The sequence below is a fragment of the Mycobacterium rhizamassiliense genome (genome assembly GCF_900157375.1).
Classification (GTDB): Bacteria; Actinomycetota; Actinomycetes; order Mycobacteriales; family Mycobacteriaceae; genus Mycobacterium; species Mycobacterium rhizamassiliense.
In genome coordinates, this window is record NZ_LT721901.1 from 4,480,162 (window position 1) to 4,493,638 (window position 13,477).

Annotated in this window: 13 protein-coding genes; 7 read left to right on the plus strand and 6 right to left on the minus strand. The window is 66.8% G+C overall.

What is annotated here, in order from left to right; all coding sequences use genetic code 11:
- Positions 1-21: 21 nt before the first annotated feature.
- Entirely contained in the window at positions 22-1,326 is a 1,305-nt protein-coding gene (locus tag MRAB57_RS21580) for an acyltransferase family protein (protein ID WP_077089153.1), read from the minus strand.
- A gap of 80 nt (positions 1,327-1,406) precedes the next feature.
- On the opposite strand from MRAB57_RS21580, the gene MRAB57_RS21585 reads away from it, so the two are divergent.
- On the plus strand, positions 1,407-2,378 hold the full coding sequence (locus MRAB57_RS21585) for an aldo/keto reductase (RefSeq protein WP_077089154.1): 972 nt from the start codon (positions 1,407-1,409) through the stop codon (positions 2,376-2,378).
- Here MRAB57_RS21585 and MRAB57_RS21590 read toward each other — a convergent pair.
- Positions 2,375-3,517, minus strand: coding sequence for a phosphotransferase (locus MRAB57_RS21590; RefSeq protein WP_077090753.1), 1,143 nt, complete (start codon positions 3,515-3,517; stop codon positions 2,375-2,377). The genes MRAB57_RS21585 and MRAB57_RS21590 overlap by 4 nt on opposite strands.
- 115 nt (positions 3,518-3,632) lie before the next feature.
- Positions 3,633-4,253 carry a TetR/AcrR family transcriptional regulator gene (locus MRAB57_RS21595; protein ID WP_077089155.1) on the minus strand — a complete coding sequence of 207 codons (621 nt, stop codon included), beginning with the start codon at positions 4,251-4,253 and terminating at the stop codon, positions 3,633-3,635.
- Positions 4,254-4,388: 135 nt separating this feature from the next.
- Here MRAB57_RS21595 and MRAB57_RS21600 point away from each other — a divergent pair, with 135 nt between their 5' ends.
- The 3 genes from MRAB57_RS21600 to MRAB57_RS21610 are packed head-to-tail and all read left to right on the plus strand — an operon-like array spanning position 4,389 to position 7,612.
- A complete protein-coding gene (locus MRAB57_RS21600; RefSeq protein ID WP_077089156.1) occupies positions 4,389-5,519 on the plus strand; it encodes an Rv3169 family protein in 1,131 nt (376 codons plus the stop codon).
- Positions 5,516-6,586, plus strand: a complete 1,071-nt coding sequence (locus tag MRAB57_RS21605) for a phosphotransferase family protein (RefSeq protein ID WP_077089157.1) — start codon at positions 5,516-5,518, stop codon at positions 6,584-6,586. Before MRAB57_RS21600 ends, MRAB57_RS21605 begins: the two co-directional genes overlap by 4 nt.
- Before the next feature lie 42 nt (positions 6,587-6,628).
- Positions 6,629-7,612, plus strand: coding sequence for an NAD-dependent epimerase/dehydratase family protein (locus tag MRAB57_RS21610; RefSeq protein WP_077089158.1), 984 nt, complete (start codon positions 6,629-6,631; stop codon positions 7,610-7,612).
- A gap of 5 nt (positions 7,613-7,617) precedes the next feature.
- On the opposite strand, the gene MRAB57_RS21615 is transcribed toward MRAB57_RS21610, so the two are convergent.
- Genes MRAB57_RS21615 through MRAB57_RS21625 form a run of 3 tightly spaced genes read right to left on the minus strand, consistent with a single transcriptional unit; the run spans position 7,618 to position 10,111 of the window.
- On the minus strand, positions 7,618-8,724 hold the full coding sequence (locus tag MRAB57_RS21615; protein WP_077089159.1) for an NAD-dependent epimerase/dehydratase family protein: 1,107 nt from the start codon (positions 8,722-8,724) through the stop codon (positions 7,618-7,620).
- A gap of 8 nt (positions 8,725-8,732) precedes the next feature.
- Entirely contained in the window at positions 8,733-9,263 is a 531-nt protein-coding gene (locus MRAB57_RS21620) for a nuclear transport factor 2 family protein (protein ID WP_077089160.1), read from the minus strand.
- Positions 9,264-9,301: 38 nt separating this feature from the next.
- A complete protein-coding gene (locus MRAB57_RS21625) occupies positions 9,302-10,111 on the minus strand; it encodes an acyl-CoA thioesterase (RefSeq protein ID WP_077089161.1) in 810 nt (269 codons plus the stop codon).
- 77 nt (positions 10,112-10,188) lie between these two features.
- Between MRAB57_RS21625 and MRAB57_RS21630 the strand changes: the two genes are divergently transcribed.
- The 3 genes from MRAB57_RS21630 (at position 10,189) to MRAB57_RS21640 (ending at position 13,433) form a co-directional block, all read left to right on the plus strand.
- Entirely contained in the window at positions 10,189-11,208 is a 1,020-nt protein-coding gene (locus MRAB57_RS21630; RefSeq protein WP_083743491.1) for a zinc-dependent alcohol dehydrogenase family protein, read from the plus strand.
- Between the two features lie 84 nt (positions 11,209-11,292).
- A complete protein-coding gene (locus tag MRAB57_RS21635) occupies positions 11,293-12,531 on the plus strand; it encodes an acyl-CoA dehydrogenase family protein (protein ID WP_077089162.1) in 1,239 nt (412 codons plus the stop codon).
- Positions 12,532-12,554: 23 nt separating this feature from the next.
- The gene (locus MRAB57_RS21640) at positions 12,555-13,433 is read left to right on the plus strand and encodes a hypothetical protein (protein WP_077089163.1); all 879 of its coding nucleotides are present in this window, start codon (positions 12,555-12,557) and stop codon (positions 13,431-13,433) included.
- Positions 13,434-13,477: the final 44 nt, after the last annotated feature.

Here is a 13,477-nt window from a genome sequence, read left to right on the forward strand (position 1 = left end):
GTGCTGCCCGCCCACGGGTAGCTATCGCCGCGTCAGAACGCGGGTCGGACGCAGCGCCACCAGGAACGTGCCGACGGCGAAGACGATCACGGTCGGCCAGGCGAGGTGCCCGTCCGGGGCGAAGCCCTGGGCGGCCGTGAAGGACAGGCCGTAGGCCGCCATCGCGGCGCCGGCCAGCATGACCGGTTCGGCCCACCGTTCGGTGACCGGGATACCAAGCAGGGGGAGCGGGGCCGCGAAAATCCTTCGCCCCCACCACAACAGCACCATCTCGACCAGCGTCACGGCGCCGAGGACGATCACCCACTCCAGCCGGGCCAGCCACCACTGCGCGGTGCCCTCCGGCGGCTGCGGCAACAGCCCCGCCGGGTATCCGATGATCGCCACGATCACGACGGGGATCATGTGCCACAGGTACAGCGCCATGATGTTGTTGTTGCCGATGGCCAGCATCCGCCGGACGTTCGCGGCGCGCAGCGCGCGGTTCAGGGCGGGCGCCAGCGCCATCGCGATTCCGGTTTGCGCGCAACCGAACGCCAACAGCGCCACGGTCGGCGGGGTCGTGTTGTCGATCGTCTGGCCCGGAACCCCGATCATGCTCACCGGATAGACCCGCAGCCATATCAACAGCGCAAGGGCGACCGCGGACACGCCGGCCAGCAGCACCGGTCGCCGACCCGCGAATAGCCCACCATGCCAGGCAATTCCGAGCTGATACAGCGCCCCCCACGCCAGCACATAGTTCACCCAGTCGAGGTACTGCACATGACCGGCGAGCCTGGCGACGTCCATGGCGGCAACCCCCACGCCCAGTGCCGCCGGCACCAGCAGCCCCCAACGGCGGTGTGCGGCAATGGCAATCGGTGTCAGCGACACCACCACCAGGTACACGGCCAGGAACCACAGGTGCATCGCCACCGCCCAACCCGCGTACTCCAGCAATGATGCGGAGAAGCCGCGGGCATCCAGAACGATCACCAGCACCGCCATCAAAACGGCGTACACCGCCGTCGGGCCGAGCACCCGGGCCAGTCGGTGCTGCAACCAGTTCTGCCGCGAGACGCCGTCGCCGTCGCGCCGGTGCGTCCAGGACACGGCGCCGGCATACCCGGCCACCATGAAGAACGTCGGGACCGCCTGGAACGGCCAGGTCAGCCACTGCGTCCACGGCAGATCCACGAGCGGGTTCTGCCGGCCGAATTGGCCGTCGTGATAGGTCACCGACCCGGCCAGCCAGTGCCCCAGCACAATCAGCACCACGCCCGACACCCGGTAGAAATCGGCCGCCAGATTGCGGTCCGGCCGTTCTGTGTTTGCGTGGGCCATCAGTTCAGGGGAAGCTCTGGATACACAGCGCCACGGTACCCGGGCGTTGCCGAAAGGCTCGATACAACAGGAGACGCGCCATGAAACAGGCTCAACTCGGTGACCTGCAAGTCGGGCGCCTCGGACTCGGTGCGATGGGCATGTCGGCCGCGTATTCCATCGGCGGCTTTGACGACGCCGAGTCCATCCGCACCGTCCATCGCGCGATCGATCTCGGCGTCACGCTGATCGACACCGCCGAGGTGTACGGGCCTTTCGTCAACGAGGAACTGCTCGCCCGCGCCCTGGAGGGCCGGCGCGATCAGGTGGTGTTGGCCACCAAGTTCGGCCTGATCTCGCACACCGGCCGCGACGGGCTGGACAGCAGCCCGGCCAGCATCCGCACCGCCGTCGACGGTTCACTGAAAAGGCTGGAGACCGACCACATCGACCTGTACTACCAGCACCGCCTCGATCGCGGCACTCCGATCGAGGACACCGTCGGTGCGCTGGCCGAGCTGATCGCCGCCGGCAAGATCCGGCACATCGGGCTGTCCGAAGTCGGTGTCGACACCATCCGCCGCGCACACGCGGTGCACCCGATCGCGGCCGTCCAATCCGAGTATTCGCTGTGGACACGCGACCAGGAGGCCGAAATCCTGCCGGTGCTAAGGGAATTGGGCATCGGGTTCGTCCCCTACTCGCCGCTGGGCCGCGGCTTCCTCACCGGCAGCATCCGCTCCAACGCGGAGCTTCCCGACACCGACTACCGCAAATCCAACCCGCGCTTCTTCGACGGGAACTTCGAGCACAATCTCCGCAGCGCGGACGAGCTACGCGCGATCAGTGATGAAGTCGGTGCCACGCCCGCGCAGGTCGCGTTGGCCTGGCTGCTGGCCAAGGGGCCCGACATCGTTCCCATCCCGGGGACCAAACGTGTTGCGCGCCTCGAGGAAAACGTCGGGGCCGACGCGGTCGAACTCAGCCCGGAACAACTTGCCCGACTCGACGGGCTCACTCCGGCCGTCGGGGGCCATCACGCCGAAGCCCAGATGGCGTGGATCGACCGCTAACCCGCCGACAACGCATCCTGCAGCGCGGCAACGGTTTCCAGGTCGTCCAGCGCGGCGACGCCGCGGCGTAGGCCCTCCATGGCGATGCCTTCAACCTGCATCCCGCCCATCCCAGCGGTGATCAGCGGGGCCACATAGGCATACAGCGCGCCCTGCCGGTAGCGCAGCCACAGGTCCTCGCGGTCCAGCTCGGGCCCGCCGGCGGCGACCAGGGCGCGCCGGTAGACGTCCAGCAGTTCGCGCTGCGCCGACTGGCGGTCCTCCGGTGTCAGGCTGGTGACCAGGGTGTAGGCGAGTTCCCTGGACGGGTGCCCGCGCCGCACCGCCTGCCAATCCAGCAGTCCCGCCTCGCCGTCGCGGAAGTACACGTTGCCGGGGTGCGCGTCGCCGTGCATGACGGTGTTGGGGGCAGCGTCGATCACCGCGGCGACCGCTCGGTAGTTGTCCGCAATGAAGCGGCCGTTGTCGACCGGAATGGCGGTCCGCTCGGCCAGTCGTTTCATCGAGGTCTTCATCAGCGACCCGGTCAACAGGGAAGTGACGTCGCCCGACGGCGTGTAGAGCCATGCCAACGGCCCGCGCCCGTTCTGGCGGACTCGATCCCAGAAGGTGCCGTGCAGATTGGCCAACAACTCGACAATCAGGCTGGCCTGGTCGACGGAAAGCGGGTGCAAGGTGTCGGGGAAGACGCACGACTCGGGAAGATCTTCCAGGACCAGCAGGTAGCGCCCCGTCCACGCGTTGAATGCGGTCCCGTACGCCTCCGGGACGCCGGGGAGTTCCGGGGCGAGCTGGCTGTAGAAGCGCACCTCGGTCTCGCCCAGCCGGCCGAGTTCACCCATCAACCGGGTGGCCGCGGTCCTCGCGCCCACCTTGACGAAGACCGACTCGGGGACCCGGTTGCCCGTCAACACCAACCGCGCTCGCGACGACGTTCCCGCATCGCTCGACAGCACCCGGACCGATCGAACTTCGCGTCCCATGACCTTGGAGAGGACCGAGGCGTCGATGTCCCCGACGGAGCGGGGCAGTCCCGCCCGGCTTCCCAGGAGGGCGTCGGTGGTCACCCGCCGGACGCCATTACCGAGGTGGCCCGCCAGCCCGACGACGGACACGGCCTGCCCAACGGGGAGTGTCATCACTGCTGTCCATCCTGTTTACGCAGGTAACGCGGGTCACGACCCGCGCCAACGAGCGCGAAGAGAGTTGCCAGAACAAAAATAGCTTAATGTCTGGACGTCAGACAAAGTGAGACTAATGTCTGATCTGTGGTACCAGGGCCCGGACCAGGAACTGCTCGACGAATTCGCGTTTGTCGGCCGCGGGGCGATGCCGCCACGACGGCGCCAGCAGGAACAGCGTCGTCGTGCTCAGCCACTGGACGATGGAGCGCGGATCGAGGTCGGCGTACAGCGAGCCGGCCTTCTGCCAGCGCTGCAGCAATGGACCGTAATGGCGCAGCTGCACCTCGATCAGCGGTTCCGAACCGACCTGCAGGGCTGTGGGCACCGCGGTGCTCTCGGTGGAGAACATCGCCTCGTTCAGCGGATTGCCCGCCACCGATTCCACTCGCTCCAACACCATCTGGGGCAGCGAACGGACGGGATCGTCCGGGTGGGGCAGCGAGCGGACCACGGCGCCGAGCGCAGCGTCGACGCGGGCCAGCACCAACCCCAGCAGCACCTCGTCGCGGTTGGGGAAGTAGCGATACACAGTTGAGCGGGACACGCCCGCCTCGTCGGCCACTTCGGCCATCCGGATCTGGGCGTTTCCGCGCCGCACGATGCAGCGGCCGGCGGCAGCCAGCAGACGCTTGCGCGCCTCGTCGTCATCGAGGATCGCGCGATCGTCACCCCACCACCGGTTCGGCTCCATGCAGCGATATTAGGGGATGTGTTGCGCCCTTGGGTATCTGATGGACGAGGTTGGGCAGAAATTATCGCTAGCGTCAGCGTGATCGCTGAAAGCGTTATCTGACAATGGATTTCGCCATCCGGCAGAAAGGCATTCATGGTCTACAGCGCCGCCGATGAGTCGTTCACCCACCAGCTGCCGACAACTTTCGACCAGGTCCACGAGCCCGACCCCACCTGGTCGGACCGTTGCTACTTCTTCGCCGCGTCCCCGGACGGCACGTTGCTGTTGGCGAGCGGTTACGGCAACAACCCCAATACCGGCACCGGATTGGGGTACGTCAAGGTCACCCTCGCCGACGGGCGGCACTGGGATCTGCTGGCCGGCCGCCCAATCGGCGGTACCGGGCGGGACGATTTGAGCGCCGGGCCCATGCGGTGGACGTGCGTCGAGCCGTTGAAGAAGTGGCGTCTCGACGTGGAGCCCAACGATTCCGGCATTGCCTGGGAGCTGTACTACGAGCCGACGGCGCCGATGTGGGAACTGCTGCCCATGAAGGTTCGTGACGACGACGGCCGGGTGCTGGCCGACATGTACCACATGAAAGAGCCCGGGCGGTGGACCGGTTGGGTGCAGATCGACGGTGAGCGGATCAGTGTCGACGGCTTCCACGGCGGCCGCGACCGCACCTTCGGGGTGCGGGTATCGGACAAGATCGACTTCTGGCTGTGGCTGGACGCCGGCTTCGAGGACCACGCCATCGAGGCGTGGATCATCGAATCATCTGATGGGACGGTTCGTTACGTCGACGGTGGCATCACCCACGCCGACGGCACGTTGTCCAAGCGGTTCGTCAGGATCGAGCACGACGTCGAATTCGACGGTGAGAACAAGCGGCCCGCCCGCGCGGTGCTCGTTTTCACCGACGAGGACGGCAAGAGCTACCGCGTCACCGCCGACACCCCCGAACAACACGTCAACGCCTACTACGGGCTGCCGATGGCGCACTGCCAGTACAACGACCTGGGCGCCGGTGGTTACTTCATCCACTTCCAGTGGGACAGCAACGATTCCGCACAACTCGCCGAGACCGAGGGAAACTCGATGGCGCTCGACCAGCTGATGCGCTTCGAGCTGGACGGCAACAGCGGGTGGGGCATCTTCGAACTGCTGATGGGCGGCCAGGGTTACCGCCGCTACCCGAACTGGACGGCGATGGACATGTCCGCTTTCACCCAGGACAAAACGCCGGTCGAACGGCTGCCGGACGAAGGGGTTCGTCAATGACCCAGGACACCAACCTCGCTCAGCGCCTGACCGCCTGGCTGCGCGCGCAGCTGCCCGACGCCGACGCCGTCCGTGTCGAGGGCCTCGACTGGGTGAACTTCGGGCACTCCGCGGAGATGATGGTGTTGACCGTCGTGGCTGGCGACACCCGCCGGGACATGGTGCTGCGGCTGCGCCCCAAACCGCCTGCGCTGCTTGAGCCCTACGACCTGACGCGACAATTCACCATCCTGCGCGCGTTGCAGGACAGCGCAGTTCGTGTCCCGCCCGCGCTGTGGCTCGAGGGCACCGGTGACGTTCTCGGCCGGCCGTTCCTAGTGATGGAGCGAGTTGGCGGCGACGTTTACGAGATGCAAGCACCGGAGGTGGCCGGCGAGACCGTGGCCCAGATGTGCCGGAGCCTGGCCGAACAGCTCGCGGCGATTCACTCCGTCGATCTCACCCAGACCGGACTGGCCGCACTCGATGACGGCAGCAATCACCTGGAACGCGAACTCGACCACTGGGCAGCCGAAATGGACCGCGTCAAGCGGGACTCGCTGCCCGCGCTGGAGCGACTCCTGGCGGCATTGCGCGAGAGCGCGCCCAGCGCCTGCCCGAAGGTCACCCTGGTCCACGGGGACGCGAAACCGGGCAACTTCGCCTTCACCGACGGCGAGGTCAGTGCCGTCTTCGACTGGGAGATGACGACCGTCGGCGACCCGCTCACCGACATCGGATGGCTGGAATTGCTGTGGATGCAGCCGGTCGGCATCACCAGCCACCCGGATGCGCTCGACATCGAGGCACTGCTGGAGCACTACCAGAGGGCCAGTGGGATCACGTTGCAGAACCGGTCGTGGTACCGGGCGTTCAACGCCTACAAGATGGCGGTCATCTGCCTGATCGGCGCGATGCTCGTCGATGGCGGTCACAGCGACGATCAGAAGCTGATGCTCGCCGCGTACGGTACCTCGATGCTGACCCAGGTCGGCCTGTCCGAGCTGGGCATCGACGAAGCCCTCGACGACGGTCCCGTGCTGCCCCGCGAGGAACGCATTCAGCAGCTGCAGGCAAACGCCCACTAGCGCCCCGCTATTGTCCAAGCGGGGCAACGACGGGAGAGTGTCATCAGCCGCGCGAAGAAGTTGGTGATCGGCGCCAGCGGTTTCCTGGGGTCGCATGTGACGCGGCAGCTTGCCGCCTCCGGCGCCGACGTACGAGTCATGTTGCGCCGCACCAGTTCCACCCAGGGCATTGACGATCTCGACGTCGAGCGCTGCTACGGCGACGTCTTCGACGACGCTGCCCTCCGATCGGCGATGGCCGGCTGCGACGTCGTCTACTACTGCGTTGTCGATGCCCGGATGTGGCTGCGCGACCCGGCGCCGCTGTTCCGGACGAACGTCGACGGCCTGCGCCACGTGCTGGACGCGGCCGTGGCCGCCGATCTCGACAAGTTCGTGTTCACCAGCACCGCCGGCGCGTTGGCGATCAGTGACAGCCGGGTGGTCACCGAAGACGATCCGCACAACTGGGATCAGGGCGGCGCATACATCGAAGCGCGCGTTGCGGCCGAAAACCTGGTGCTGTCGTACGCGCGCGACAAGGGCCTGCCCGCCGTCGCGATGTGCGTCTCCACCACGTATGGCCCCCGCGATTGGGCGCCCACCCCGCACGGCTCGATGCTTTCCCTGGTCGCCAACGGGAAGTTTCCCTTCTACTTCGGTTACTCGTCGGAGGTGGTCGGTATCGAAGACGCCGCCAGGGCAATGCTTCTGGCCGCCGAACACGGGCGCCGCGGCGAGCGTTACATCGTCTCCGACAGGTACATGAGCGTCCGCGAGTTGCACGAGATCGCCGCGACGGCGGTGGGCAGAAAGCCTCCGCGGATCGGCATCCCGATGGCTGCGCTGCGTGCCGGGGCCCGCGCCAACGACGTCATGGCGCGACTGCTACGCCGGGATTTGCTGTTCGCCTACGCCGGAATACGGATGGCCGAACTGATGTCGCCGCTCGACCATGGCAAGGCCGAACGCGAATTGGGTTGGCGGCCCGAGCCGGTCGAGGATTCGATCCGCAAGGCCGCGCTCTGGTTCGCCTGCCGAGGCTAGGCCGTCTACTGGTCGGCGTGCGCCAATGCCCCCGGGCCGTATTTGTTTTCGATCATTGTCCACGGCTCGGCGTAGGGGCCGCGTCCCTCGGAGCGGTTCTGTAGCCTGATCACGACGCGCAGCACCGGCCGCAGGATCGGGCCGAGCAGGCGCAGCACATGGCGGGTAATGCCCGCGGATTCCGCGACCCAGTCCATGGTCTGCTGCCAGTCGTGTTCCTGAAAGTCCAGCAGCGCTTGGGCTTCGGTGGTGTCGTACCAGCCGGTGAAGCTCCAGCCGCGGTCGTCGTCAGGGTCACCCGGCAAGCCCACCGACGGACCGAGGCGCCCCAGGCCGAGGGCGGTCATCAGGGAGCCTTCGAGTTCGTGTTCCAGCATGACGCACGTTTCGCTTCCGCCGATCAGCAGCGCCTTGCCGGAAACAGTGGCCTCGCGATCGACGCCGTTGGCGAATGCCAGCGCCGCATCTCGCGCGTCCACGGTGTGTAGCCGATTGTCGACCGGTATGGATCGCATGATCACCAGGTTGTCGCCGTCGACCCCGCCCGATTGGGTGTCCGGCGAGATGACGCCGGCCAGTCGGTACATCGCGTGGGGGAGACCACTGGCCCGGATCGCCGCCTCGGCCAGCACCTTGTCCTGTCCGTACTGGTCGATCGGGTTCACCGGGGTCTCGGGGGTGATCAGCTCGGGATGCCGGTGCGGGTTGCGCGAGCCGTAGACCGCGGCGCTGGAGGCAAACAGGAACAACGGTGGGCGTGGCAGCGTTTTGGCTGCGGCCAAAAGGTTTTCGGTGCCGCCGACATTGACGCGTCTGGCCAACTTGGGATTCCGGTACGACACCGGGGAGACCACCGCCGCAAGATGGACGATCGCCCCTGGCTGATGCGTCGCGATCAGCTCACGCACCGCCTCGGCGTCCGTCAAGTCCACGTACGCGGGGATCAGCGCGTCTGGCGGTGCGCCGGCGGCCAATTCTTCTTGCACCGCAACGGTTTTGTCGTTGCGCAGATCGGTGGCGATGACGGTTCGGCCACGATCGAGCAGGATCTGCGCGCATCGCTTGCCGACCTGTCCGAACGCGCCGGTGACCAGGATGGTGTCGACAGTCATGGGATTCCTTACTGGCCCATCAGCCGGTTGGCGAGTTTCGCCCCGGCGTTGCGGATCCGGTGGGAGATGAACAGTGAGAAGAACGGCGTGACGATGTCCTCGCGCAGCCGAGTGAGCTCGGAACTCTTGATAAGCCATTGCCCGGCGACGTTTTCGTAGGTCTCGTGGTAGTGGCCGTAGCCAACCAGGGACAGCCCGGGCCCGAACCGCACCACATCCTGCAGGGCCCACACGCCGCGCGCCGTCGACGCGGAGGTGAGTTCGATCTCGGGCGCATGCACCTGATGCGCGGTGGACTGTGCCGGCCGTCCGATGCTCTTACGGGTGAACGCCACGAAGTCGTCGGCGCCGACGATCAACCTGCCGCCGGCTCCCGAGGTGTCGCTGACGAAATCGTCGGTGAAGATCGCCCGCCACGCGGCCCAGTCCTTGGTGTCCAGGTACCGGCAGTAGCGGGCTTTGAGCTGCTTGATGGCCTCGATCGCCAGCAGCGTGGCGGCGGCGTCGTCAGCGATCACTTCGTCCGCGCGATCGGTCATGGCAGCTCGATTCTGGTCTGGGGGACACCCCAGCGTAGTCAGCCCTTGAAGTACACGATCTGATGCGTGGTGGCCAGCAGCGCCCCGCCGCGGCTCCAGACTTGCGCGCTCTGGTCGAAGTAGCCGTTCGAGAAGCGGTTGGCGTGCGCGGTGGCCAAGACGTAGTCGCCGCCGAGCGCGTCAAGCTGCGGCTGATCGGCGTGGAAATACGTCGTCATCGAGATGGTCCCCGCGGCCAGGACTGCGCCGCGGCGCAGGAACGCGCGCGGGAAGAAGACGTCGCACAACGCGGCGAGCGCCGGATAGTCGACACGGCGTTGAGCGCGATCGCGCACCCAGAGCGTGCTCGTCGACGACGGGCTGGGCTGCGCGTCCTCGCCGGGTATGGCTCCTTCCGCGAAACGCATGTCATAGAGGCGCGCCCACACGACGACGGCCTCTGGACCGCCCATGGTGAGCTGCTCCGGTTGCGGCACGCTGGGCGGCTGCGCCTCGGTGTCCCCCCAGGTGTCGCGGCGAACCCCGAAGAGTGCGGTCGCCGTCGTCTTGACGTCTCCGTCCTGACTGAGTTCGGCCACCCAGTGCTGATTGGTCCGGTTGGTGCGGGCGGCCCGAAGCGAGATGTCGTAGTCACCGTCGGCAATGGGGGCGGCGAAGTTGATCGTCAACGCCAGCGGCTCACCGAGGCACTCAGGGTGGGTTTCGATGGCGTGGATCAGGGCAGCCGACGTGATTCCGCCGAACGGGCCAACCATGTTGGCCCACTCGGGGTGGGTCTTGCCACGCCTGGTGTTGCCGTCGATGGTGTCGAGTTGAATCGCGCCATCGAACGGGTGTGTTTCGGTCATCGGATCCTTTATCGCTTTCAGGTGGGTGCGCGGGACATTCGTTCTGGGTGCGACCCCCGTGCGGCAGACTGTTGCACGTGAGTATTCCGGACCGTCAGCAAGCCATCGTGATGAGCGGCCCGGGCGCACCCCTGGAAATGCTGGACAGGTCCGTCGACCCACCCGGTGCCGGGCAGGTACTGGTCAAGGTCAACGCGTCCAGTCTCAACTTTCACGACAACGTCAACCTGATGGGTCTGCTTCCCGGGCCCTGGCCGCGGGTGCCGATGAGCGACGGCGCCGGCGAGGTGGTGGCGATCGGTCCGGATGTGGATGCGCTGCGCGTCGGTCAGCGCGTGATGGGCGCGTTTCATCCCGGCTGGCTCGACGGCCCGCCGACCCCCGAAGCCAAGCGCGAGTTGCCGGGTGACAGTGAGGACGGCTGGCTGCAGCAGTACCGCGTCGCGGACGCGGCCGGCCTGGTGCCGACCCCCGACCACCTCAGCGACATCGAGGCCGCAACGCTGCCCTGCGCGGCCGTGACGGCATGGAGTGCGTTGCAGGAGGCCAACATCGGCGAAGGCGATGTCGTCGTCAGCCAGGGGACCGGCGGCGTGTCCCTGTTCACTGTGCAGCTGGCGCGGGCGCTGGGCGCCACGGTGATCCTCACGTCATCATCCGACGACAAGCTGAAAATCGGTTCCGGGCTGGGCGCAACGCATCTCATCAACTACCGGACCACTCCGCAGTGGGAGGCCGAGGTGAAGCGCCTCACCGAAGGCCGCGGCGCCGACCTTATCGTCGAGCTCGGCGGGCCCGCCACGCTGGCGCAATCGGTTCAGTCCGTACGGGCGGGCGGCACCATCGCGGTGATCGGCGTGCTCAGCGGATTCGACCCGGCGCCCCTGTCGATCGCCGAGGTGATGCTCAACAATCTGCGGATCATCGGGATCACCGTCGGCAGCGTGCGCGCCCACCGCGACATGTGCGCGTTGATATCGCAGGCGAACATCAAGCCGCACATCAGCCACGTCTTCGGTTGGGACAAGGTCGACGAGGCAGTGGAGGTCATGCGGGCCAACGAACACGTCGGCAAGATCGCCCTGACCATCGGCTGACCAGCCAATGGCGCTGGTCTGTACAGTGATTTGGCGGTGCTGTACAGTCGCCCAGCACAACCTCAATGCAGGAGGCCCGCGGCGATGACTGCCGAGACCACGGAGACCGTGGCGGAATTTCGGAGCCGCGCGCGGGCATGGCTCGCCGAGAACATGCCGCGGCAGTCTCCCGAGGAGGCGGCGCTGCTCGAGCGTGACGCGGAACCTTCCTGGGTGCGGGCGCGCGAACTGCAAAGGACTTTGTACGACGGGGGATTCGCGGGCATCTGCTTCCCGCGCGAGTACGGCGGCCTCGGGCTGGGCTATGCGTACAAGAAGGCCTTCGACGCCGAGTCGGTGGGCTACGAGATTCCACTGTTGCTCAACGTGCCGTCGTTCGCCATTTGCTGCGCAACGATTTTGGACATGGGCAGCGAGGAACAGAAGCGAGCCCATATCGGCGCGGCGCTGCGCGGCGACGAGGTGCTCGTGCAGCTGCTTTCCGAACCCAACGGGGGTTCGGACCTCGCGGGCGTCATCACCCGCGCCGACCGCCGGGACGGCCGCTGGATCATCAACGGCGCCAAGACGTGGAGTACCTGGGCCTTCGCCGCCGACTATGGCTTATGCCTGGCCCGGACCAACTGGGACGTGCCCAAGCACGAAGGGTTGACGATGTTCCTGCTGCCGTTGCGGCAGCCCGGGATCACGATCAACCGCATCACCCAGATCAACGGCTCGGTCGAGTTCTGCGAGGAATTCTTCGACGACGTCGAAGTCGGTGACGACGCCGTCGTCGGAGAACCGGGCCAGGGCTGGGAAGTCGCGTCGCGCCAGCTGTACCACGAACGCCGCTCGATGGGCGACGGCTCGGAATACACCAGCGGACCCGGAATCTCTGACGCCCAAGATGTTTCGATCGACCTGCTGTCGTTGGTCGAGCTGACGAACCAGGGCGACAGCGAACGCGTCCGGGAGATGGTCGGCCGGGCCTCGGTGCATCGCGCGGTCGCGGGGCAACTCAGCGAGCACGTCTTCCACGCGGTGGCCGGCGGATCGCTGCCCCCGACGGCCGGATCGATCATGAGGCTGATGATGGCCACCACACACGATGTGGAGACCGACACCGCCCTGGCGGTCGCGGGCCCGGCCGCCGTGATCGAGGACGCAGCGGCGCAACTCGACATCGGCACGCGGTGGTTGGGCCGTCAGATCGCCAGCATCGGCGGCGGCACGACCGAGATGGCGCGCAACGTGATTGGCGAGCGGGTCTTGAATTTTCCCCGGGAGTACGCCGCCGACCGCGGGGTTCCCTTCAACCAGGTGCGGCATAGCAAGGCCTGACGTCGGGAAGAAAGGCGGCCGAAATGGGCGACCAATTGCGCGACATCCGCGAGCTGATGGACGACACCGACGCGTATCGCGACGAGCTGTACAAGCGCTGGACCGGGCTGTTGAGCTATCGCTACATCGGCCGCAAGCACTCGTCGATGGACATCGGCGAGATCGACAACACCGTCACGATCCGCCGGGACATGCGCAACGAAGCCGGCGGCATCATGGTTGCGCCGCTGGCGATTTCATCGCCGGAGGGCTGCCAGACCGACATGGTCGCAGTGCCCAACCCGGTCATTGCGTCGGTGCAGATCATCGACCCCGGCTACGACGTCGCCCGCGTCGAGATCGTCGACTCCGGCATCGTGCACCAGGGCCGCACCATGGGTTACGGGCGGTGCAAGATCGTCGACGCCGACAACCCGGACCGGGTCATCGCCTTCAACGAGGGCCAGGGCGCGATCATCGGCATACCGCCGGAAGGCCTTGACAGGATGGATGTTTCGGGCACCGAGCTGGTGGTCGAGGATTCGCCGGACTTGCCGCCGCTGTGGCAGGCCTTCGGCGCCGACAAGCGCGACGACGGCCATTGGGTGCTGCCGCCGCTCAGCGTCGAACTCGCCTCACCCGATGCCGCGCTGCACATCGGGCCCCAGCATGTAGTGCTCGAAGTCGCCGCCACCGACCTGGCCGCCGAGGCTGCGAGGACCAGGAAGGTACAGGTCGTCAGCTGGCACGTGATGTTCTTGTCGCGCGGCAAGGTCGGCCCCTTCCGGGTGGAGGGCACCGCACACATTGCCGGTTCGGGAGGCGGGCCGGGGCGCATCGGCGTGCGCATGCTGCTGCACGACGAGGGAAACGCGGACAAGGCCGTCACCTCCGCCGCGGCGATCTTCGAGGTCGTCGGCTAAAACCCTGGTCATACACTCTTGCCGGTATGTATGGTGACGGCTGT